General features: G+C 60.2%; 16 protein-coding genes. 7 read left to right on the top strand and 9 right to left on the bottom strand.

Going from position 1 to position 20,403, the window contains the following annotated elements; translation table 11 throughout:
* The first annotated feature begins 6 nt into the window (after window positions 1-6).
* Window positions 7-603 carry a LysE family translocator gene (locus JHL16_RS12435; protein WP_200185162.1) on the top strand — a complete coding sequence of 199 codons (597 nt, stop codon included), beginning with the start codon at window positions 7-9 and terminating at the stop codon, window positions 601-603.
* On the opposite strand, the gene JHL16_RS12430 is transcribed toward JHL16_RS12435, so the two are convergent.
* Entirely contained in the window at window positions 542-1,381 is an 840-nt protein-coding gene (locus JHL16_RS12430; RefSeq protein ID WP_200185161.1) for a polysaccharide deacetylase family protein, read from the bottom strand. The genes JHL16_RS12435 and JHL16_RS12430 overlap by 62 nt on opposite strands.
* Window positions 1,382-1,781: 400 nt before the next feature.
* Between JHL16_RS12430 and JHL16_RS12425 the strand changes: the two genes are divergently transcribed.
* The 3 genes from JHL16_RS12425 to JHL16_RS12415 all read left to right on the top strand — a co-directional run bounded on the left by JHL16_RS12425 (window position 1,782) and on the right by JHL16_RS12415 (window position 4,906).
* Window positions 1,782-3,614 (top strand): aromatic amino acid ammonia-lyase, encoded by a 1,833-nt coding sequence (locus tag JHL16_RS12425; RefSeq protein WP_246770926.1) that lies wholly within the window; start codon window positions 1,782-1,784, stop codon window positions 3,612-3,614.
* Between the two features lie 282 nt (window positions 3,615-3,896).
* Window positions 3,897-4,424, top strand: coding sequence for a hypothetical protein (locus tag JHL16_RS12420; RefSeq protein WP_200185160.1), 528 nt, complete (start codon window positions 3,897-3,899; stop codon window positions 4,422-4,424).
* Window positions 4,425-4,585: 161 nt separating this feature from the next.
* Window positions 4,586-4,906, top strand: coding sequence for a hypothetical protein (locus tag JHL16_RS12415; protein WP_210346016.1), 321 nt, complete (start codon window positions 4,586-4,588; stop codon window positions 4,904-4,906).
* A 20-nt stretch (window positions 4,907-4,926) separates the two neighbouring features.
* Here the strand turns inward: JHL16_RS12415 and JHL16_RS12410 are convergent, their stop codons facing one another.
* On the bottom strand, window positions 4,927-5,820 hold the full coding sequence (locus tag JHL16_RS12410; protein ID WP_200185158.1) for an OmpA family protein: 894 nt from the start codon (window positions 5,818-5,820) through the stop codon (window positions 4,927-4,929).
* Between the two features lie 107 nt (window positions 5,821-5,927).
* Here JHL16_RS12410 and JHL16_RS12405 point away from each other — a divergent pair, with 107 nt between their 5' ends.
* Window positions 5,928-6,236: a hypothetical protein gene (locus JHL16_RS12405; RefSeq protein WP_200185157.1), complete on the top strand. Its 309-nt coding sequence runs from the start codon at window positions 5,928-5,930 to the stop codon at window positions 6,234-6,236.
* Between the two features lie 93 nt (window positions 6,237-6,329).
* On the opposite strand, the gene JHL16_RS12400 is transcribed toward JHL16_RS12405, so the two are convergent.
* From JHL16_RS12400 to JHL16_RS34955, 3 genes are read right to left on the bottom strand one after another with little or no spacing between them, the layout of a single operon-like run.
* A complete protein-coding gene (locus tag JHL16_RS12400; protein WP_200185156.1) occupies window positions 6,330-7,136 on the bottom strand; it encodes a hypothetical protein in 807 nt (268 codons plus the stop codon).
* Window positions 7,117-7,932, bottom strand: a complete 816-nt coding sequence (locus JHL16_RS12395; RefSeq protein WP_200185155.1) for a sulfotransferase — start codon at window positions 7,930-7,932, stop codon at window positions 7,117-7,119. The genes JHL16_RS12400 and JHL16_RS12395 overlap by 20 nt, the downstream gene beginning before the upstream one ends.
* Window positions 7,933-7,942: 10 nt before the next feature.
* Entirely contained in the window at window positions 7,943-11,185 is a 3,243-nt protein-coding gene (locus JHL16_RS34955) for a DUF6212 domain-containing protein (protein ID WP_200185154.1), read from the bottom strand.
* Between the two features lie 344 nt (window positions 11,186-11,529).
* On the opposite strand from JHL16_RS34955, the gene JHL16_RS12385 reads away from it, so the two are divergent.
* Entirely contained in the window at window positions 11,530-12,447 is a 918-nt protein-coding gene (locus JHL16_RS12385; RefSeq protein WP_200185153.1) for a glycosyltransferase family 2 protein, read from the top strand.
* Between the two features lie 3 nt (window positions 12,448-12,450).
* Window positions 12,451-13,434 carry a UDP-glucose 4-epimerase GalE gene (galE, locus tag JHL16_RS12380; protein WP_200185152.1) on the top strand — a complete coding sequence of 328 codons (984 nt, stop codon included), beginning with the start codon at window positions 12,451-12,453 and terminating at the stop codon, window positions 13,432-13,434.
* Here the strand turns inward: galE and JHL16_RS12375 are convergent, their stop codons facing one another.
* The 4 genes from JHL16_RS12375 to JHL16_RS12360 all read right to left on the bottom strand — a co-directional run bounded on the left by JHL16_RS12375 (window position 13,435) and on the right by JHL16_RS12360 (window position 20,401).
* Entirely contained in the window at window positions 13,435-14,628 is a 1,194-nt protein-coding gene (locus JHL16_RS12375; protein WP_200185151.1) for a tetratricopeptide repeat protein, read from the bottom strand.
* 50 nt (window positions 14,629-14,678) lie between these two features.
* The gene (locus JHL16_RS12370; RefSeq protein ID WP_200185150.1) at window positions 14,679-15,701 is read right to left on the bottom strand and encodes a UDP-glucuronic acid decarboxylase family protein; all 1,023 of its coding nucleotides are present in this window, start codon (window positions 15,699-15,701) and stop codon (window positions 14,679-14,681) included.
* Between the two features lie 710 nt (window positions 15,702-16,411).
* Window positions 16,412-18,730 carry a N,N-dimethylformamidase beta subunit family domain-containing protein gene (locus JHL16_RS12365; protein ID WP_200185149.1) on the bottom strand — a complete coding sequence of 773 codons (2,319 nt, stop codon included), beginning with the start codon at window positions 18,728-18,730 and terminating at the stop codon, window positions 16,412-16,414.
* A 33-nt stretch (window positions 18,731-18,763) separates the two neighbouring features.
* A complete protein-coding gene (locus JHL16_RS12360) occupies window positions 18,764-20,401 on the bottom strand; it encodes a branched-chain amino acid ABC transporter permease (RefSeq protein ID WP_200185148.1) in 1,638 nt (545 codons plus the stop codon).
* Window positions 20,402-20,403 lie beyond the last annotated feature (2 nt).

Genomic DNA, 20,403 nt, shown 5'->3' with positions numbered 1-20,403 from the left:
CTGGCGATGGATCAGCTTCTGCCGCTTTTTCTCTTTGTCGCCATCGCCACCCTCTCGCCGGGCGGAGCGACGACGCTGGCAACGGCTTCGGGTGCGCATTTCGGCCTGCGACGCTCGCTTCATCTCATCTTGGGAATAGCCGCCGGGCTCGCCTCGATGGCCGGCGCCGCAGCCCTCGGCCTCGCCGCCATGCTGCTGGCGCTGCCGGTCCTTCAACTCGGCATGAAGGCGGCGGGGACGCTCTATCTCCTCTGGCTCGCCTGGCGCGTGGCGCGGAGCGGGGCGCCCGATCTGGGCCGGACTGTCGCCAAGCCGACGAGCTTTCTCGGCGGTGTATGGCTGATCCTATACAATCCCAAGGGATGGGCGATGACGAGCAGTGCCGCGATGTCCTTCGCCGCCCTGGCCGACACGCCAATCCGGTTGGCGCTCCTGCTGGGCTCCGTTTTCGGCCTTAGCGCGATCGCCTCGCTCTTCATCTGGTGCATGGCCGGGCAGGCACTGGCGCGCTTGCTCCAGGCCGTCTGGCAATGGCGCGCCCTCAATGTGCTACTGGCGATTCTTCTTGTCCTGTCGATGGTGCCGATGTGGCTTCCGGCGTGACGGGCTTCGCCGCCCGCGCGATCGCCGATTGCATCAGTTCATCGCCGTCGATCCAGCGGCACCCCTCGCGTTTCTGCGTAACCTCAAACAGTCGGACGAGAAATTGCCAAGCGGCATCGTCGTGGACTAGATGATGCGTGAGGATGCCGATCGGCCCCTTGTCTCCTTCGCGCTTCTTTCTGAGTTCACGAGACAGTTCTTTGACGAGCCTTGCTTCATCATGACAACGCAACGTCTCCCAATCGATAATGTCGAGATGCACGTTGGTTACGGCGAGGTCGGTGGTGCGCTTGTTCGTCAGTCGCGAGCCCAGTACCGAAACCGCCTGAAATCCGATGCCGTTCAGATGCGGCAGTAATCGGTCGTCGATATTGTTCCATGGAGGGACAAGCAGGGCCGACAGCTTCTCTCCAAAGAGCTGCCGCAGCTTGGTCACGCCGCGCGTCAGCTCCTCGACGACGATGTTCAGCCCGCGATAGAGCCCCAGCTCCTGCTTATATTCGCCATCAGGCGCATGATTGTCATGCGACCAGCCGTGGGTAGCTATCCGAACAGCATCGATGTCTTCGAGGCGTGCTCGGAGAGCTTCGCTGGCCGGCTTCGGGATCGCGGCAAGCACTACAGGTATGGCATGATCCTGTGTGAGCGCCAGCAGCATGTCCAACTCGGCCGAGGGAGCGGTTACGTCGTCGTCGCGCAGCCAGAGACGCGGGGTAAGGCCCGACGAGCGCCATTCTTCCAGCTCGTCGATAAGTTCCTGGTATGATCCGTCTTGCATGTGCCGTCTTTGCCCGCGATCAGCTGGTCAGTCCATCTCCCCGCACGGAGCCTATCACGGTTGTTTGGGTACGGGTACCCAGCCCCGGAGGGCCATTTTGGCGGCCAACGATCGGGGCTGTCGGCGATGGTCCGCCAGTAATTCCTTTGTTGGACTTTCATCCAGGCACGAGTGAGGCAGCGTTGCTCGAGATGATGCCTATGTTGCCGTTTGGCCACAAGTAATCGGATTTTCATCTGGACGCATCGGATTCTCCGATGCGAATACTGGAGAATTGTGCCCCGAGGCCCGCCAGCCATGAGCACCGTGAAGGGCAGTGCCACGGCTGTTGCGGATTGACGTCACCTCCCTCGCCGATACGCTTTTCCCCGGGAACGGCCTTGCAGGGGAGACTCAAGCCATGAGTGATCTTGTCGTGCGTCGCAAGTCCAGGACTCTGCTTTGTTCCATCGCCTTCACGGCGGTGCTGATGCTGGCGCCGCTGAGCGCCCCGGCCTTCGAGCCGACACAGATCTATCAGCCGATCACCGAAACACAAGCCGACAAGACGATCATCTTGACCGGACGTGATCTCACCGTGGAGCAGGTCATCGACATTGCCCGCCATGGCGCGAAAGTGGATCTGAGCGCCGAGGCGCGGCAGCGTTCGGCGGATGCCTATGGCCTCCTGCTGCAGGGCGCCGCCGAAAATGTCACCATCTACTGGTTCAACCGCGGTGCCGGCGATCAGCGCGAGACGGTGATCTTTTCAGGCGATCCGACCTCGCCCGAGAACAAGAAGCTCCTGAGCGAACAGCAGCTGCAACGTTTCCGCAATGGTGTGACGCGTGGCTATGGGCCGGAGATGCATGAGGAAGCGCTGGTGCGCGCCATCATGGCGATCCGCGCCAATACGATGTCCTACGAAGCGGCGAGCCCGCCTTTGACGCAGATCCTGGTCGACATGCTGAACAAGCGGGTGACCCCGGTGGTGCAGTCGCGCGGCACCCTGGGCGAGGGCGACCTGCCGACCATGGGTAATATTGCCGCCGCGATGGTGGGCGAGGGGGATGCCTATTACAAAGGCGTGCGGATGCCGGCGGTGCAGGCCTTGAAAGAAGCGGGGATTAGGCCACTCGAACCGTTCGCGGCCGATCAGGCGGCGCTGATCAGCACCAATGCCTATGCGCAGGCGCAAACCGTGCTGCTCCTCGCCGATGCGCAGCGCCTCCTCGAATGGACCGATCTCTCTTATGCCATGGGTCTTACCGGCATGAATTCGAGCGTCACGCCGATCTCGACGCCGGTGCAGTCGATGCGGCCTTATCCGTGGCTGACCTGGGATGCGGCGCGCATCATGGCAATGATCAAAGGCAGCTATCTCTTCGATGACGACAAGGACCGCATCATCCAGGATCCGGAAAGCATGCGGGCCTCGAGCCAGCGCCAGGGTTCAGCCTGGGAAGCCTGGGCGGAATTGCGCGACTCGACGCATTTGTCGATCAATTCGTCGGATCACAATCCGGCGGTCCTGCCGGGGCTGACGCCGGAAAGCGCGCCCGAGCTTTCGACGCCGCAATTCATGAAATACTACATCAAGGGCGGACCGTTGAGTAACGGCAAGTCGGGCTTCATCTTCTCCAACGCCAATTGGGATCCCTATCCGATGGCGAACCAGGTGGAGGCCTTCACCATCGCGCTCACCAATCTCGGTGTCGCGGTGGCGCAGCGCATCGAACGCTTCCGCAATCCGTTCTTCACCGTGATCAAGCCCGCCGATGTGCTGAGCCCGGAGATCCGCAAGGAGATCCCGACCTTCGACGGCTATCTGCCGACCGATCTGTGGCAGGAGCTCGCCGAGCTCGACCAGCCGGTAACACCCAACGGGCAGGCGATCGTCGCGACCGTGGAGGATCTCGAAGCGCAGACACGGCTCAAGACGCAGCGCGCACGCCAGGCAGTTGATCTTTCCTTCCATCTCCTGGCCCAGGACGTATTGATGGCGAGCTACTGGATGGAAGTGCGCAAGGCGCAGAGACCTGAGCGCAATTTCGGTCCGGCGCCGACTGCGGCGCTGGCGGCATTGCGCGAGGTCGTCCCGTGGCGGCAGGCCCCTGCCGCGCGGCAGAAGCGCCCGCTCGGCATGGTCGTCTATGACTTCATGCAGGAGAATCCGGCGTCGAAATTCTATTCCGGCGGGCCCACGCCACCGGAAAGCAAGGCGCATCCGATCGCCGGGGTGCTGCCTAAATGAGAGGGATCATTCGGCGGCTTTGAGGTTTTGCGGCCGATCAGCTGGAGGCGGTGGTAATGCAGATGACGTGGGCAATACCACCGCGTCTTCACGGTTCTTCACTCTCCATCACCATGCGCAAGAGAGCCTGAAAATTTCGGCTAATTTGAGCATCATCGGCAAGTGTCGCTTAAACACGAGCTTTCCCAGATCGGGATTGGCTCGGATTTTAGCGGTTTTTCTAACTCTAAGTAGCGGAGCGCGCGACTACCGTCCCGGCATATTCGGGAAAGGGAGTTGGATATGCTTAATCGCAAAGTCGTGCGTACCTTGCTGTTTGCCGCCTGCGCCGTCGCGATGACGAGCGGCCTGGCTGAGGCTAAGCAGAAGAAATATGCGAGCCTCGCCCCCAATAATGATCTGTCGCCGCGCGCCGTGTCGATCGGATCGGACCGCGGGGGTTATGTCATCAATTACGGTCTGCGCATGCTGCGCTGGCGCCAGAATGGGACGCAGGTCCGGTTTGGTGGCAAGTGCCAGTCGGCCTGCACGCTCTATCTGGGACTGGCGTCCAGCCAGACCTGCATCAGCCCCGGCGCCTCCTTCAGCTTCCATCTGCCCTATGGCGCCTCCCAGCGCGGCAATAAGATCGCCCGGGATTTCATGATGCGGAACTATCCGGGCTGGGTCAGGTCGTGGGTCCGCTCCCAGGGCGGCTTGTCCAGCAGCATGAAGACGATGGGCTATGGCTATGCCAGCCGTTTCATCAAGCCGTGTGGCTCGGTGGTCGCCCGGCGCGGCTCGAAACCGCGGCTGCCCGCCGACAGCTGAACCGAGCGGATTATTCTTGCTGAATAGAAAGCGCGGGCCCCTAGGGCCCGCGTTTTTGCATTCATGGCACGCCTCTTGCTCTCACCCTAAGTAACCATATTCCCGGCTTTGGCTGGGTTCTAGGTTAACAAAGCGTTAAGATGGAGCAGATGGTGAGTGGCATGATGGCGATGACGACGAGCAAGCGAATCGTGACGGCACTCGGCGTGCTGGCGCTGACCGTGAGTTTGAATGCGGTTACGAGCGAGGCAGCGACCGGAAAATGCAAGACCGAGGAATGCGCCTGTGAAAAGGCGCTGAAGCAGAATACGATCGAGGCGCTGGAAGCCTTCCTCAGAAAATATCCGCACAGTGCCGAGACCGGCAAAAGTGCCTGCGCGGCGCTCGGTGTACCCTCGCTGGACGAAGGACCGGGGGTGAGCCGTCAGGACGCGGAGCAGCCTGAAGACCCTATGTCGGGTGACCTGTCCTCCGGAGGATGAGAGCAGGGTGGTTCTGGCGGTCATTCAATGGAAATGACCGCTCGCCGGCCACCGCCGCTTCCGCTTACCGTTGTGATGCGCTCGGGAGCCATGCCGAGCCGCGCCAACTCCCTCGCGACAGCCTCTGCTCGGGCGAGCGAAAGCTCGGCCCGGAACGCGTCAGAAGGCCCACCGCTCGCATAGGCCGTGATACGCGCCGTGCAAGAGGAGCTGAAAGCCGCTTTGGCCCTTTCCAATTGCTCAAGCATTGCGGGTGACAGAGCCGTGGAGTTCCTTGCGAAATCGCCAATCTCGAGCCTTGCGCGCTGGCAGGGCGGATTGGCCTTCGGTTTCGGTGTCGCAGCTTGCGCGGGCTTGACGATGCTTGCAGACGCGATCCACCCGCCCTGGGGCCGCCTGAGACGGAGGCGACCATCCTGAAAGAGGGCGGAATAGTGCGGTGTGACGGCGGCCCCGTCCGGGCTGCGTGTCAGGGCCTCGAGCTGTTGCGGCGGAAAGTCCCGTGCTTCCGCCGCGGTCCCGGTCGCATTCTTTTTCACGACGCTCAGGGTGAGGCCCAGGACATATAAATTTCGATCCCCCGGCTTGCCCTTGCCGGCCCAAGCATCATTGGCGAACACAATCTCAAATTGGGACACATTCTGGATATCCGGCACAGCGAACAGAAAGCGTTCGGTCGTGGATCGTTCAAGATCAGCCGGCAATTTCAGGCGGTTGCCCTTGCTGGTGTCGAGGGCGTGAGCGAGCTCCCCGGTGCCGATGGTGTGTTCATCGGCCAATATCTTGAATTTAGGGGCGCCTTCATAGGCGTCGCCGGTCATCGTAATGGCCAGGATTGCATCTTCTGCGTGTACTTGCTGGGGGCTGAGAAGCGCCAAACACGCCAGCAACACTGCCCCGAATTGGCCCGTCATTTGCATCTAACCCCAATTAACCACAAGACTATTTGTGGCAATTGTAACGTTGACGAAGGGTTAATAAAGGGTTAATCTCCGGTTTCATAATAGAATTGGTGACGGCAATGGATCCTAGAAAACAACTTCTGACCACGCTCAGCGCAGTAGCTCTGGGTATTGGTGGTTTTGCCCTGTCCGCGCAAGCGACGGTACAAGGCCCCCAATGCACGACTTCGGCGGAACAGTGTGCGTGCGAAGATGCGCTGAAGGCGAATACGATTGATGCCCTGGAGGAGTTTCTCCGGAAGTATCCCCCGGGAGTGAACGGCCAAGGCAGCGCTTGTACTGCGTTGGCGCTGGCTGCCTTGAATGAATTTTCCAATGGCCAGCAGAGCACGGTGCCGGATCGGTCAGGCGGCGGCGCGCCTTACTAAGGCAATACCGGCACAAGGATCTTGACTACCAATGGGCGCCATAGGCGCCCATTTTTATTTGCCATGTAATTTCGGGACTGAACTGTCTCTCGATTACAGTGAGAATGTATCGAAGCGGGCGAGTTCGATTGACATGCCGGCATGTGTCGGCAGCAGGGCCACCACGCGCGCGGGATAGTTTACGTCGATATTCGGAAAACTCCGCAGGTCGACAGATTTCTCCAGGATGAATGACCTGAAGTCCGTGCCGATATCGGCTGTCCCTAAAGGAATTCTCTGAGGTGGTTGCCCGAGCTGAGGAACAAAGAGAACGAAGCTGACTTGCCCGGGCTGCGCCATCCTGGCCGTCAGAGCCACGATCACGCGGGAAATGCCTGGCTTTTCGATCGCTCTTTCGACCGTGACCCAATCGGAGCCGGCGGCTTCCCTGATGTCGACGTCGATGAGATATTTGTTTTCCGGGCCGCCGATCCTTGCGCTGTCGGTCTTTTGGAGAACGTAGACCGACGCGGCCTTCGTTTCATCGAAGCCCACCGAGAAGCCGGGCGTCAGCTCTTCATAGGCCTTCACCTTCTTCGGCGCACCGGCAAATGCCGTCATGAAGGGGCTTCCCAGCTTGTTCGCCTTGCTTTGATTGCCGGATCCTTCGCGGGTACGATCCCCCACGACAAGCGTCTGGAGCTCGGCAATAGTGCTCAAGGGCACCAACATCATGCCGAAGGCTCCGACCAGGAAGCTGAAGAGCAGTCCGAACGATATGAATAACCTTCGCATCGGATTTCTCGATTGGCGCGGCTTAAAATGTTGGTCGCTATATCTGCTCACGGCAATATTCGGGGGCTTGTCGTATTTTGAGCCGAAGAAATGTGGCGCGATATGATCAAGGTGTCTGGTATCCATAACTCTTGGAAATCTGCACCACGTGGTCAGAAAAGATCAGCCGTTTCTCCTCATCAGTGATGTTCCTGGAGCTCGGAATAGCGTTGTCTATGCCGTCGAGCTTCCTTGAAAATACTCCAAGATTGAAAGAGGCCGGGGGTTCGCCAAGAAAATCTCCCATGTGTCGGGCAAATGCCTGGGGCCCCATTTCCAGCATATCCTCATAGCGCAAGGTCATGAGCTGGTTGAGGTGAGCCCCCCTTCGGAGGAAGCTCTCATTGACCGCGACCCAGGTTTCGAGCGCCTCATATGTCCATTTGCGCTCCCACTCACCGGTGGCCTCCCATCTTTTCATCGATCGGAAGCAGTCGCCGATGTTGCGGGTCAAATGGATGAAACGCGCGTTGCTGAAGCACTCCTGCAAATGAAGGGCGATCTGCACGCGATATCTGACTTCCTTGAAACCCCAGACGCGCTTGCCCAGCCTTCTGGCCGGTGCTCCGAACAGAGCCCAGATATGGGCGATAGCCGCGCGCTCGAGGTCCTCGTTGACGGGCACGACATTGGGAAGGAAGTTGTCGTAGCCCTCGCTGAAGAAAATATCGCGCTGTTCGGATTTTGCGTAAGACCAATCCTGCAAGGCGCGGAAATTCTCCGAGAAGGTCCGGAGATAGCCGTTGTGCTCGCCCCAGATCAGGAAATTCGGGTTCGAATTCAGAAAGCGTTGCAACAGCGTGCTGCCGCAGCGCTGACCGGACGCGAAGATGAATATCGGACGTTCGGAACGGGAAATCTCTTCATAGTCGGATTCGGTCATAGCGTGGCCATCACTCTTCCCAAACCAGGATCAGCTTCCGCCAGTAAGCGTTGGCGGGACTGGGCTGAGAGCCTGACGGCAGGCGCACCGCCAGATTGATGGACAAATGCGTTCGCACCATTTCCGGCAGTTCCATCGAAAGCTGATGAAGCTCGAAATGCCGCTCGACGCGCAGCCAGCCTGAGAAAGCAAGGCAATCCTTCGGCATCTCTCCCGACCACCATTCCACGGGCTCAGTCGGCCGCGTCAGAGCCATGGCGAACTCGAAGGGCGAGGCCTCGTCGTGAGCGATCTCCACCGATGCCACGACACGCCGGGCGAAGGGAGGGAACACCCACGGAAGATGCGCCACAACATGGCCGTCTGTGCTCGGCCGGAGGAACAGGCCTTCGTGATAGGCTGGGAAGAGCAGGAGGGGCAGCGCGCTCGGGTAATTCGTTTCGAGCTTCGCGGTCAGGCGCTCCGCGTCCGTCCATTCGCGGGCGCGCTGGCGATGCGGCGGCGCTCCGCGGCGAGGCCGACGCGTGTTTTCATAGCCCAGTGACTTCACAACCGTCAGGCGCGCGAAGCAGCCAAGCGTCGCGGTCGCTGACGGCTTTGTCTTGCTCCGGATAGCGACGACAATATTGTGAGGCTGCGTGCTCGGCAGGGCAAAACGGGCCTCGATATTGCGGGCTTCGTAGGGATAGGCAAGGCCGCACCAGCCGCTCGAACCTTCGCCCGGCGCCGCGGCGGCCTTTTCCACCGCGAGCAGCGGATCGGCGTATTCCGGGACGAGGAGAATGAGAAACTCGGTTGGCTGGGTGATGGCCTGATTGAGGGAAATCGACGCCGAGACCGCAATCGTACCGGCTGAGGCTCCGGCGGCTTTCACGGCGACGGAGACGAAGTCTCCGCGCGCCTCGAGATAAAGGCGGTCATTTTCCTCGACATAGGAGAGAGGAACCGCGTTGCGACGATCCGATGAGCGGATGACGAATTCCCTGAGCTGCTGTTCGCTGAACCGCACATCGCCGGTAAATTCGCCGCCCGATTCGATGAGCGCCTTGTCGGTCTGATCGCGCACATTGAGGGCGTCGCCCGCAAGCGTGCGGAAATCCGGAGTCCGGCCTCGCCCCAGCAGAATGAGAGCAGTGTCCGCTCGTCCCTCGGCAGCGGCTATTTCCGAGAGCAGAGTTATGGCCTCGTCGGAAGCCGGATCCATCTTCGCGAGCTGCAAATGCCGCTCGTCCGAGATGTTGTAATGCAGATTCTCCTTGTAGCTCTCCTTTTCCGAAGCGCCGACATTGGCCGACATCACCAGGTGGTAGAGGTGGTCGAGCCCCGTGAAACCGTGCTTGCGGAAGGCGGCCAGGATGGGCAGGCGGTTGTCGTACCAGTGCGATGTCCGATACATGCCCTGCGAGCTCGAGCGATACCAATAAAGCGGCTCCGGAATGATGCGGAGCTTGAGCCCGGCGAGCGTCGCGCGCGTATAGAACTCCCAATCCTGCGCGGTATAGCCGTAGTCCTCGATCTGGAATCCGATCTTGTCGAAGACGCTGCGCCGGATCATGGCATTGGCATCGCCGAATGAATCGTGGATGAAGCCCAGATCGAGGGAACCGCCCGGCGGGAAGTATTGAACAAAACCATACTTCTCGTCCGACGGAATGAACTGCTCGTGGAATATCTTCTGGAACGCGGTGCAGATATCGGCGCCCGAGGCGTCCATCGCCTTCACGAAAGTCGAAACGGCATGCTTGAACAATGCGTTGTCGTCGTCGACGAAGAGAATGCGCTCACCACGGGCCGCGCGCACACCGGCATTGCGTGCGGCGCCAAGATATTTGTTCTCCTTGCGCAGGATCTTCCAGCCGCGCTTCTTGAAGCGGGGCTCCAGGCTCTCCAGCAGCCGGTGCGATTCGGCCAGCTTGCTACCGTCATCGACGAGAATGAGCTCGAAATTCGGATAATCCTGCTTCTCGACGGCATCGATCGCCTGCAGAAGATAATCCGGCCGGTCGTAATGAACCATCACGATCGAGACGAATGGCGGCTTCTTACTTGTGGCGATCTTTGTTCCGGTCGATGCGGGCTTTGAGGCCGAGGCCAGTTCATCGAGGTGCCGGCTCCAGAGCGCGTATTTCTCGGCTGCCGGCGTTTCCGGCTCGATGCGCAGGGGGGCCTCGAGTGCCGCCCTAATCTTCTCTGCAATAGCCGCGGCCTTTCGCTGCGCCAAGGCGTGGGCGCGCGATTTCTTCGCGATCGTCTCGGCGATGCCGCCGACATCCGTGGCGACGAAGGGAATGCCTTCTTCCAGACATGTGGCGATGTCGAGCGGCGTGTTGGCGGACAGATAGGTTGCCACAGCCAGGCAACGCCGACCTTTGAGATATGAGACGATCTGTTGATCGGTGAGGCGCGGCATGATCTTAAGATCGAACGGCCACCGCCGCGCACGACGCACCACCATTCCGCCCGTATGCTCGCCAAGAATTTTGCCAAAGCGGCCCATGAGCGTGACGGTGAGGCGTCCAGTGTGCGTCTTGGCGAGTGCGTCGAGCGCATCGCAGAAAAGGGTGAGCCCTCTGTGGAATTCGGGACCGGCAAAAAAGACCAGTTCGTCCACCGGCTCGTCCGGATCCCGAATGGCCACGGCATCGCTGAGCAATTTCCATTCGAAGGGACGCAAGGCAGGGAGGACGGATGCATTCCTGGCGACGTCCCAGCCCTCCTGTTTCATCCACCCCAGGAGATAGCTGCTGGAGCAGATGAGGTTGTCCGCCTGCTCGGCGCAGTACCGCTCCATATGGGCAATGGTGACCTGGGCGAGATCTTCGAGGAAATGCCGATCGGCGGCGGCTTGCCAGGCGATCGGCGCATTCGCAAGGACGTGGAGCTTGGGATGCGGCTCGAACAGGCCAAGCTCCTTGGCCAGAATGGTGTAGTAGCCGAGGCCTCCTTCGAGGGCAAAGTAGACCGCGTCGAAGCTCTGCTCCTTGAGGTGATAATACACCGCGGCGGAGGACTTTTCGGTGCCCCACAGGATAGGCAGCATGTGCGGGCTCGATTTGAGGATTTCGAGCGTGATGAGGTGATTGTTGAAGAAATACTGGGTGAGTTTGTAGACGCGCGTGTCGTCGACGCTTTCGAACGGCGGCACCCAGAGCAAAGTGACGGCGTCGCCCTGGGCGGCAAAATACTGTGCAAGGCCGACGGTGGCGGCCGTGGCCTCGCTCGGCTCGTCCCAGCCATGGAGCTGGCGGGTCACGATGCAAATCTTGAGAGGGGCGCGGCTGGCTGATTTGGACGAGTTTTTCGGCTGTGTCTTGGCAGGCGTCTTGCGTCTGGGCACGTCTTTCCCTCTTTTGAGCTTCCTGGCCACTGGTGGCGTCTGGGTCCTCGCGGCAGAGGTCTTCATTGGTTCCTGGACGTCAGTTTTAACGAAAATTGTCAGGAAATGAAGCACTTTATCGCGTCTTGGTTTATAGTATGGAGGAGATGGACAAGGGGTGCGAAGTGGCCCAGACGGTACAGTTAATCAAGCTTGATCGGCATTACGTTCCCACCGCCAAAGGGGAGATACGGGCCTTCGCCTGCATCAAGAACGAGAGCATGCGATTGCCCTTTCTCCTCGACTATCACCGGCAGCTCGGGGTCGACCGCTTCTTCTTCATCGACAATGGCTCGACGGACGGGACCGTGGAATTCCTCCACGGACAGCGGGATTGCCACTGCTTCCACAGCGACGGCAATTTCTTCGCTGACAATGTAGAGCCGCCGCGCTGGACGAATGCGCTGCGGAACGTCTTCGGGGATGGCCATTGGAGCCTGTCCCTCGATGCGGACGAGATGTTCGTATACCCACATTGCGAGACGATCTCGCTCAGAAGATTCTGTCAGTATCTCGATGAGTCCGGGGCCGATGCCCTGACATCGCTGGTGATCGACATGTATGGCGAGGGAGCGATCGTGAAAGCCCGCTACAAGCGCGGACAATCGTTCCTCGGCACCTGCCCGTATTTCGATCCCGAATTGGGATGGACGGTTTTCGCGGAGGGCAGCTATCCGCCGGAGCTGATGTTCAGCGGTTTCCGGGAACGCGCCTTCTGGCATGGCAAGCATAAGGCGAAGCGCCCGCCCTGCATCACGCAGGTTCCGCTGGTCAAATGGCGAAAAGGGGTAGGGTATCTCGTCGCCCAGCACTCGCTCAATTATGCCCGGTTGTCCGACCTGCAGGGGGCCGTTCTCCACTTCAAGTTCCTGCCGGGCTTCTATGAGAGCATCGTCTCGTCGATCAATGACAACAAGGGGGTGAAGGAAAAGGGCCTCGAAGAGCGGTCGTCCTATGTCGATGCGCTCGCCAAGGATCCCAATCTCTCGCTCAAATATGAACGCTCGGCGCGCTATCGTGATTCAAAGCAGCTTGTCGATCTCGGTTGGATGAAGACCTCTTCCGCCTTCGAGCAGTTCGCGACCGCATCCGGCAAGGCGAGCCCGCGCCGCAAAGCGACGGCGAACGGAAAACGGTGAAAAATGCGGGTTCTGGTCACGGGTGGGGCAGGATATGTCGGCAGCCACACTTGTAAAGTGCTGGCGGCAAAAGGGATCGAGCCCATCGTCTTCGATTCGCTCGCCAATGGACATCGGGAAGCAGTCCGTTGGGGACCGCTGATCGTCGGTGATATCCGGGACAAAGCGAGCCTTCTGAAGGCGCTTACCGAATATGAGATCGAGGCGGTCTTTCATTTCGCGGCGTTGGCCTATGTCGGTGAATCCGTGCTGCGGCCCGACAGCTATTATGACGTCAACGTTGCGGGAACCGCGAGGCTGCTGGAGGCCATGCGCGAGACGGGCGTAGGCCGCATTGTCTTGTCCAGCAGCTGTGCGACCTATGGCATTCCGGACAAAGTGCCGATCGATGAGGGGCAGCCGCAGAAACCGATCAATCCCTATGGCCGCACGAAGCTGATCTGCGAGCAGATGCTGTCCGACCATTCCACTGCCTTCGGTCTGCAATACGCGATTTTGCGCTATTTCAACGCGGCGGGCTGCGACCACGAGGGGCAACTCGTCGAAAAGCATGATCCGGAGACGCATCTTATTCCGAGGGCCTTGATGGCGGCCGGCGGGTTTGGCCCGGAATTGCAGATTCATGGAACGGATTATGAAACGCCGGACGGCACGGCCATTCGTGACTACATCCATGTCGGCGATCTCGCGACCGCTCATTGGCTGGCCTTTGATCGTCTCACGAGAAACGCCGATCCTGTCGCGCTCAATCTCGGTACCGGCCGCGGCTTCAGCGTAAAAGAAATCATAGAGATGGTTGAGCGCGTGACCGGCCTGAGCGTCCCGGAGAGCAGGGGCCCGCGCCGTCCTGGCGACCCGCCCGTGCTCGTTGCGGCCACGGCGCGTTCCGCCGAGGTCCTTGGCTTCGCGCCCAAGCATTCGGACCTTGAGTCCATAGTCAGAACCGCCTGGAGGGGAATCCAGGCGGTCTATGGCGCTTCACCTTGATCAGTTCGCGATGATCGCGGCCAGGGAGCGATCCGACAATATCTTCTTGTCGCAATTGCCCTTCCACACGAGCGTCTTACAGACGTCGCGCAGGGAAGCCATTGTGCGTGTCGTCGCCCGCCCATTCAGGGGACCCTTGTAGAGGTTCTTCTCTCTCAGCTTGTCCTGGGCGAGATAGATCGAGAAATTCTGGTTTGACTGATAGAGCTGTCTCTGAAAATCAGTCGACGTGAAGTCGGTGCGGGCGCGCGCCGTATGCGCCAGCTTCGAGAACTCGGTGCTCGACCGCGCGACAGCGGCTTGAAGGAGAAAGGCCTGTTGCTGCTGCGTCTCGGATGACAGCTTCGTCCCGTACTTCTTGAGATAAGCTCGGGCCTTCGCCAAGTTGCGCTTGACGTTGTAGCCATTGCCGTCCCGGTACAGCTTGACCAGATATTTTATGGCTTCCGAATTTCCACCGGACGCCGCTTTCTCGAGGCTGGCAATCGCCGCGCTTGGATTGGGCCTCCTGCTTGCGCGATAGAGCAGGCGTTCGGCTTCGACGATTTCGATCTGCGCATCGCCAAGCGCACGCGCCTTCTCAACATAGGTATTGTAGTTCGCGTTCGCTGCGGAGCTAAGTTTGTCATAGAGCGCGCCATAAGCCAATGTCGTCCAGGCGCTCCCGCGGCCCCCAGTGCCCGCCAAATTGAGAAGCCGTTCCGCTTCCCGCCGGTCGGCCGGCGTTTTGGCATCCCACATCAGGGTTTCTCCCAGCGCTTCCACGCCCTCGAAATCACCATTTTTTGCGGCGCGCTGAAACAGATCCAGAGCACGGCGATGATCGCGCTTCAGAAATTGGCCATCCATATAGAGGCGCCCAAGAATGATGAGGGATCTGCGGTCGCCCTTCTCGATGGCCGCCTCCAGCAGCTTGACGCCTTCCTCCTTGTTTTGAGTCGTGTTCCAGCCGGTAATGAGGTTCTCGCCGCGTTCGCGCTGGGCGCTGAGGCTTTCTCCGGCATTGGGCAGGGCAGTTTCTGTGGTTGCGGCCGCCACGGTTTGCTCGGCGACAGCCGGTGCGGAATTGGTGCTCGATTGCGCATGCACCGTCGGGATCAGCATCATCGACAGTCCTGCCAACGACACGCAGAAAATGCGTCTCATATGGTTCACGCGACGAGCCTTGAATGTCGGAAAGTTTGTGTTCAGCATGGCCGCCTCACGATTTGTGGTTTGCCAGGGTCGTTGCGCTCAAGTTGCCGTCAATGCACCGCTTCCGGTATCCTCAGCACGGAGTCGAAATAGGCGATGGTCCGCAGGACACCGGCCTCGACCGCGACGGTCGGGCGCCAGCCCAGGATCTCGGCGGCACGGCCGATATCGGGACGGCGCTGTCGGGGATCGTCGGTGGGCAGCGGCAGATAGACGATCGATGACTTCGAATTGGTCAGGCGGATCACGAGTTCGGCGAAATCCCGGACGGTGAATTCTTCCGGATTGCCGAGATTGATCGGGCCCACGACGTTGTCCGGGGCGTTCATCATCCGGATAATGCCGGTCACGAGATCGTCGACATAGCAGAAGGAACGTGTCTGCGCCCCGGTCCCGTAGATGGTGATCGGCTTGTTCTGCAGCGCGGCCACGACGAAATTCGAAACCACGCGCCCGTCATTGATCGCCATGCGCGGGCCATAGGTGTTGAAGATGCGCGCGACGCGGATTTTCACACCGTGGACGCGGTGATAGTCGAAGAACAGCGTTTCGGCGCAACGCTTGCCTTCGTCATAGCAGGCGCGGGGACCGATCGGATTCACGTTGCCCCAGTCTTTCTCGTTCTGCGGGTGATGGAGGGGATCGCCATAGATTTCGGACGTCGAAGCCTGGAAGACCGACGCCTTGTCTTCGCGCGCCAGGTCAAGGACATTGATGGCGCCCAGGACGCTGGTCTTCATCGTGTGGATAGGGTCAGCCTGATAGGCGGGCGGTGAAGCCGGGCAGGCGAGATTGTAGATCTGGTCGAACCTGCCGGTGAACTTCATCGGCTTGACGATGTCGTGCTGGACCAGGGAGAATCGGTTCGTCTGCATCAGATGCGCGACATTAGCGGGCGAGCCGGTGAGCATGTTGTCGACGCAGGTCACGGTGTGACCTTCGGCAAGGAGCCGTTCGCAAAGATGCGAGCCGACGAAACCGGCGCCGCCCAGAACCAGCGTATTGCGTGAGTTGGAGTAGGTACGGGGCGCCGCGCCCCATGACTTCTCCGGAGATTTGGTACGATCAAGCATAGTGGCGTGCCTCTGTGCCAGTGTGCGATTTTGAGCCAATCCAATGTTGGCCAGGGGCGCGTTGCAACCACCATGCCGCCAAAGATGCGCCGGCATCCCTTGGCAAAGCCATCGAGCTCGTCGAGCTGTCGATTTTCGCGAGAAATCCGTTCTGCTTGGTCAGAGTGCTCCAACGAGCCTTCGCCAAACCTCCGGCAGAACCGGTACTCAAAGAAAGTGTACGCCTACGTGCCATCCCACTTAAAGGCTACGCTAGGGCAGTTGGGAATGCTACTAAAATATTGTTAAAATTCGACCGAGTTGGATAATTAAAAATTGACCATGGGTTATGATTTTAAAGGGAAAATTCCCCTTAGGCAATTGCCTGGAGCCCGTCCTTGAGCAAGGTTGTCAACCATAAAAGAATCTATTTGGCGTCTGCGACCCGGTTGCCATCCCAATTCTACCGGTTGCAGAGAATTGTGTTCGCCACCTGGATTGCGATTTCCGCACCGCTTGGGCGGACGGTGAAGCTGTGTTTGCAGCATCGACTGTCAGTGGCTGGTGGGATATTCACTCTCGCATCGTCTCCGGCCCCCGGCATTCGAGGTGCTCCGGTAGACCGCCGTGCGGCCCGTTCATGGAAGCCACAAGTCCGCGAAAATTGAATAAATTGAGCATATTAGCTCTGTCGACTGACGATTTGCTTCAGCCGACGGACCCATGCGCCATCAGCGCCATTGCTTTTCCTCAGCCGTCCAGGCCCAGCCCGGCAATTTGCCCTTCTTGGCGAAGGCGTCAACGATGTTCTTCAAGAGCTTCGAGACGTTGTTGTCGAAGTTGTTGAAGGGCAGCGACTGACCGAAAGCGATCGAACCGGTCGACACGACGGCGCCGTCATGGGGAGCGGTGAAATAGGTGATGTCGGCGCGGATGCGGTAGTCGTGCGTGCCGGTCATGCCCGGATAGGCATAGAGGATCTCCTCACAGACCAGCATGTAATTGTCGCTGTGGCCGCCCGATGCCGCGACGATCAGCGTATGGGGCGGGGTGCCGAGACTCAGATCGTAGCGGTCGATCTCGATGCCGGCCGCCCCTTCATGGGCGAGGCCGAAATCGCCGATGATCTCACCCTCGATCCCTTCGAACATCCAGGACGCACGGCGGTGGTAGCTGTCCGGCATGCGGCGATAGGGCCTCGCCGACTCAAAGCCTTGCGAGATGAAGCCGACGCCGGTGAGCTTCTGCGGCGGCCGGCCCAGATTCTTCCACAGGCCGCTGCGCTGGCCGTTGGTCGCCAGATAATGCTCGCCGGGCCGCGCGTTCCAGGCACGCATGCCGGAATCGAGCTTGCGCACCTCCATGCACCAGGGTTCCTCGGGCCGGAAGCCGATATTCCAGTAATAGCCGTTGCCGCCCATATAAATGAGCCGGCCGCCCTCGGCGATATAGTCCTCGGTCGCGTCGAGCATCTCCTCAGAATAATATTCGGGATGCGAGCCGTTGATGACGAGATTATAGGGCTTGAGCGCCGCCAGCCCCTCGACATGCAGGTCCTCGTCGGTCAGCACCTCATAGTCATAGTTCAGATGCTCGAGCCAGCCGATGATCGAGAGGTCGGCCGGGAACTGCCAGGTGATGCCCATCGAGGAGAGGCGGCTGCGCGGGCGCATATTCAAAATGGGACGGCGATAGGAGGAGTAGCAGACGCCGGCGTCGTCGGCGTGATGGTCATAGGTGGAGAGGCCGAAATCCTTGGTCTGATAGAGCTCGATGTCGATCTCCGACACGATCGGCGGCTGGCCGCTGATCGGCTGCACCATCTGGGCATCGAAGCTCAAATGCTCATTGGCGTAAGCCAGATAGCTGGCGGTCGGCACCAGGAAGGCGATGCGGGCCTTAGGCGTCTTGGCGCGCACGAAGAAGACGACATATTCCTCCCCGAGCCCTTTGCCGTCGCCGGCGCGCAGCCGCATCGCATAGGCGCCACTCTTGAGCTCCGGCACCGTCCAGCTCTTGGTCGGTTCCCATTTGCAGTCGATCACCGCATCATTGTGGAACTCGACGCCGCCATATTCCTGGGGTGCCAGGCGGAATGAATCATTGCGGCCGTTCCAGTTGAAGCCGGTCTGGGCGCGGACCGGGCGATTGTAGCCTTTGGAATGCAGGCCATGGGGCCCGATGTCGCGGACCTCATCGCCAATGCCATAGTCGGTATAGCCGGCGGTCGTGTCCCAATAAGCGATGATGCCGGATTGCGGCGGCTTGCCGGTGTCGCGAATACCGTCCAGCTCCTCGCGCGTGAGAACCCGGTCGAACATGCCATGCCGGTCGATCTTGCCGTTGAAATTCTGGGCGACGAACGAGCCTCTGACCTCATGCCAGTCACGCGCCCCGGCGATGAGAAAGGGCAGGTCCTTCGGGTTCTTCGGCTTGAAGCGGAAAGTCTCGCGCACATGCGAGCGGTAGTCGTAAGGCACCACCTTGCTGAGGAGGCTGTTGTACCGGGTCGCCACGCATTCCTGATAGAGCGTGGCCTTGCCGCTCTTACGGTCATAGCTCGCCGCCACGAAATACCACATGTTCCGGATGAGCGGCGCCTCGGCCGCGAGATAGTCGACTTCCTCGCCATCGCCGACGCCGAATTCGAGAAAGCCCTTCTGGTTGATCCACAGCGCGAAGCCTTCGTTCTTGTAGATGTCCCAGCGGCCGAGCAGAGCCTGGCGCACGCCATTGCCGTGAAGGGTGGGGTAGATGAAGGCGCAGAGGGTGAAGTCGCCGTCCTGGCCCAGCCTTTGACCAGGGTCGTCCACGGTGAGGAACGAGCCGACCTGGGTATATTGCTTGCGGACCTTCCATTCGCCGTTGAGCGGCGAGGCGATCTCCTCCTCGATGAAGCCCGGGCCGCTCGGATGCTCGTCGCCATGGATGAGCCGGACCAGTTGCGCCATGGCTTTGTCGGTGCCGTCAGCATGGATATGGAAGGTGAGCTCGTCACCGGGCTTCACGGAGATCTTGTCCGTGTAACCAAAGACTTTGATTTGCGCCATGAAGAACGACTCCGGTCAACAATCGTAGAAAATTCAGGCTTCCAGCAGGTCCTGCACGCGGCGCAGGAACAGAGCGTGATAGGCCTCGTCGGGACTGCCATAGATCTTGTCCTCGACGAGGCGCGGGGCCACGCCGCGCGTGCCCGACAGCGCCACGAGGCGATAGGACTTGAAGGGCTCGATCACCGTGATCGCATATTTGTCGTTCTGCGGCTGACGGCGGAAATAGGTGAGCACGCGCTCGAGCGCTTCGCTGTGCTGGCCGAGCGGCCGCTTGCGATGCTCCTCGATGATTTCGGGCGTGATGAGCTTCTTGAGAAAATCGCGCTGCATCTTGTCGAAGCGGCGGAAATAGATGATGTCCTTGTTTTCGGTCTCGGTCGCTTCCTCGGGTAACATCTCTCCACCTTTCTCCGCCCGTGACGAACGGTTCTCGCTCTTCTTCTTGTCGCGCCAGGCGCGGAACTGTTCCTTGATGCCGAACAGGCCGCCGCGCAGGAACAGCACCACCAGCAGCATGAGGGTGCCGATCAGGACGAAACGCATCGGCCCCCAATCGACCAGCACGCGGTCGATGAAGACGACGATGAGGGTGCCGAGCACGGCGCCTTCGGCGCGGCCCAGGCCACCGATGACCAGCATGGCGAGCGACAGCAGCATCGTATCGAAAGAGAAAAGGCTGGGCGCCGCGCCGCGGAAATGCGCCGAATAGAAGCCGCCGATGAAACCCAGCGCCAATGACGAGATGAGGAACACCTGAATGCGGGCGGCGCGGTAATTGACGCCGGTCGCCTCGGCGAAGGCCTCGCGTTTTTCCGGCGCCATGCGCAGCACGCGGCCGAGCCGCTTGCCATTGACGAAGCGGAACAGGAACAGTCCCAGGATCATCAAAACGAGGCCCGCATAATAGCCGAGCAGAAGCTGGGCATGCTGCGGCCAGTCCTGCGGGATGTAGCTGTCGGCGCCGTAGAGGCCGCCCGTCGCCGAGCCGAATTCGCGCGACTGGATGACATAGACGCGGCAGAGCTCGACCAGGCCGAGCGTGAGCAGGGCGTAGTAGAAGCCCTCGAGCCTTGTCGCCGGAATGGCGATGATGACGCCGAAGACGAGGCCGATGACACTGCCGACCAGGGGCATGGCCCACCAGGGCAGGCCCATATGGATCGAGAGATAGGCCGAGCCATAGGCGGCGGCCCCCACCACCGCATAGGTCGCCAGGGAATAGATGCCGGCGGTGCCGATGATCAGCATCCAGCACAGATTGATGGCGGCATAGATGCCGAAGACGGCGCCGGCGGTCAGCAGCGCATTCTGCTGGTTCTCGGGAATGAAAAAGGGGGCGATCGCCAGCGCCAGGAGGCTCAAGATCCACCAGATCGGGCGTTTGTCCTCGATCGTCTTCTGGCGCCGCAAGGTCTTGGAATTGTAGCCGCCCGAGATATCGAGCACGCGGCGGCGCGTCGGCCAGTAGCGCAGGCGATGCCAGAGCTTGTCGCCGTGGCCGGCCCATTTGTGATAGTAGCGCAGGCGCCCGACCGGAGGGGTCGGCACGTTATAGGAGCGGGTCGCGTCCCATTGCGACTGCGGCGAGAGATAGTCGTTGGTGACGACTTCCTCGACCGGCTTTTCCGGATCGAAGGCGGAGACCGGATTTTTCCAGGTGGTGGTCATGG

Origin of the sequence: Taklimakanibacter albus (assembly GCF_016595235.1) — a bacterium.
In the GTDB taxonomy this organism is placed as follows: domain Bacteria; phylum Pseudomonadota; class Alphaproteobacteria; order Rhizobiales; family Aestuariivirgaceae; genus Taklimakanibacter; species Taklimakanibacter albus.
This window is presented reverse-complemented; position numbering and strand designations above follow the sequence as displayed.

What these genes read in the sequence shown, in the direction of transcription:
- JHL16_RS12400 (WP_200185156.1), bottom strand. Translation starts at nt 7,136, where the DNA reads ATGGATACCAGACACCTTGATCATATCGCGCCACATTTCTTCGGCTCA.
- JHL16_RS12385 (WP_200185153.1), top strand. Translation starts at nt 11,530, where the DNA reads ATGCGATTGCCCTTTCTCCTCGACTATCACCGGCAGCTCGGGGTCGAC.
- JHL16_RS12425 (WP_246770926.1), top strand. Translation starts at nt 1,782, where the DNA reads ATGAGTGATCTTGTCGTGCGTCGCAAGTCCAGGACTCTGCTTTGTTCC.
- galE (WP_200185152.1), top strand. Translation starts at nt 12,451, where the DNA reads ATGCGGGTTCTGGTCACGGGTGGGGCAGGATATGTCGGCAGCCACACT.
- JHL16_RS12370 (WP_200185150.1), bottom strand. Translation starts at nt 15,701, where the DNA reads ATGCTTGATCGTACCAAATCTCCGGAGAAGTCATGGGGCGCGGCGCCC.
- JHL16_RS12365 (WP_200185149.1), bottom strand. Translation starts at nt 18,730, where the DNA reads ATGGCGCAAATCAAAGTCTTTGGTTACACGGACAAGATCTCCGTGAAG.
- JHL16_RS12430 (WP_200185161.1), bottom strand. Translation starts at nt 1,381, where the DNA reads ATGCAAGACGGATCATACCAGGAACTTATCGACGAGCTGGAAGAATGG.
- JHL16_RS12375 (WP_200185151.1), bottom strand. Translation starts at nt 14,628, where the DNA reads ATGCTGAACACAAACTTTCCGACATTCAAGGCTCGTCGCGTGAACCAT.
- JHL16_RS12435 (WP_200185162.1), top strand. Translation starts at nt 7, where the DNA reads ATGGATCAGCTTCTGCCGCTTTTTCTCTTTGTCGCCATCGCCACCCTC.
- JHL16_RS12405 (WP_200185157.1), top strand. Translation starts at nt 5,928, where the DNA reads ATGGATCCTAGAAAACAACTTCTGACCACGCTCAGCGCAGTAGCTCTG.
- JHL16_RS12415 (WP_210346016.1), top strand. Translation starts at nt 4,586, where the DNA reads ATGATGGCGATGACGACGAGCAAGCGAATCGTGACGGCACTCGGCGTG.
- JHL16_RS12395 (WP_200185155.1), bottom strand. Translation starts at nt 7,932, where the DNA reads ATGACCGAATCCGACTATGAAGAGATTTCCCGTTCCGAACGTCCGATA.
- JHL16_RS12360 (WP_200185148.1), bottom strand. Translation starts at nt 20,401, where the DNA reads ATGACCACCACCTGGAAAAATCCGGTCTCCGCCTTCGATCCGGAAAAG.
- JHL16_RS12420 (WP_200185160.1), top strand. Translation starts at nt 3,897, where the DNA reads ATGCTTAATCGCAAAGTCGTGCGTACCTTGCTGTTTGCCGCCTGCGCC.
- JHL16_RS12410 (WP_200185158.1), bottom strand. Translation starts at nt 5,820, where the DNA reads ATGACGGGCCAATTCGGGGCAGTGTTGCTGGCGTGTTTGGCGCTTCTC.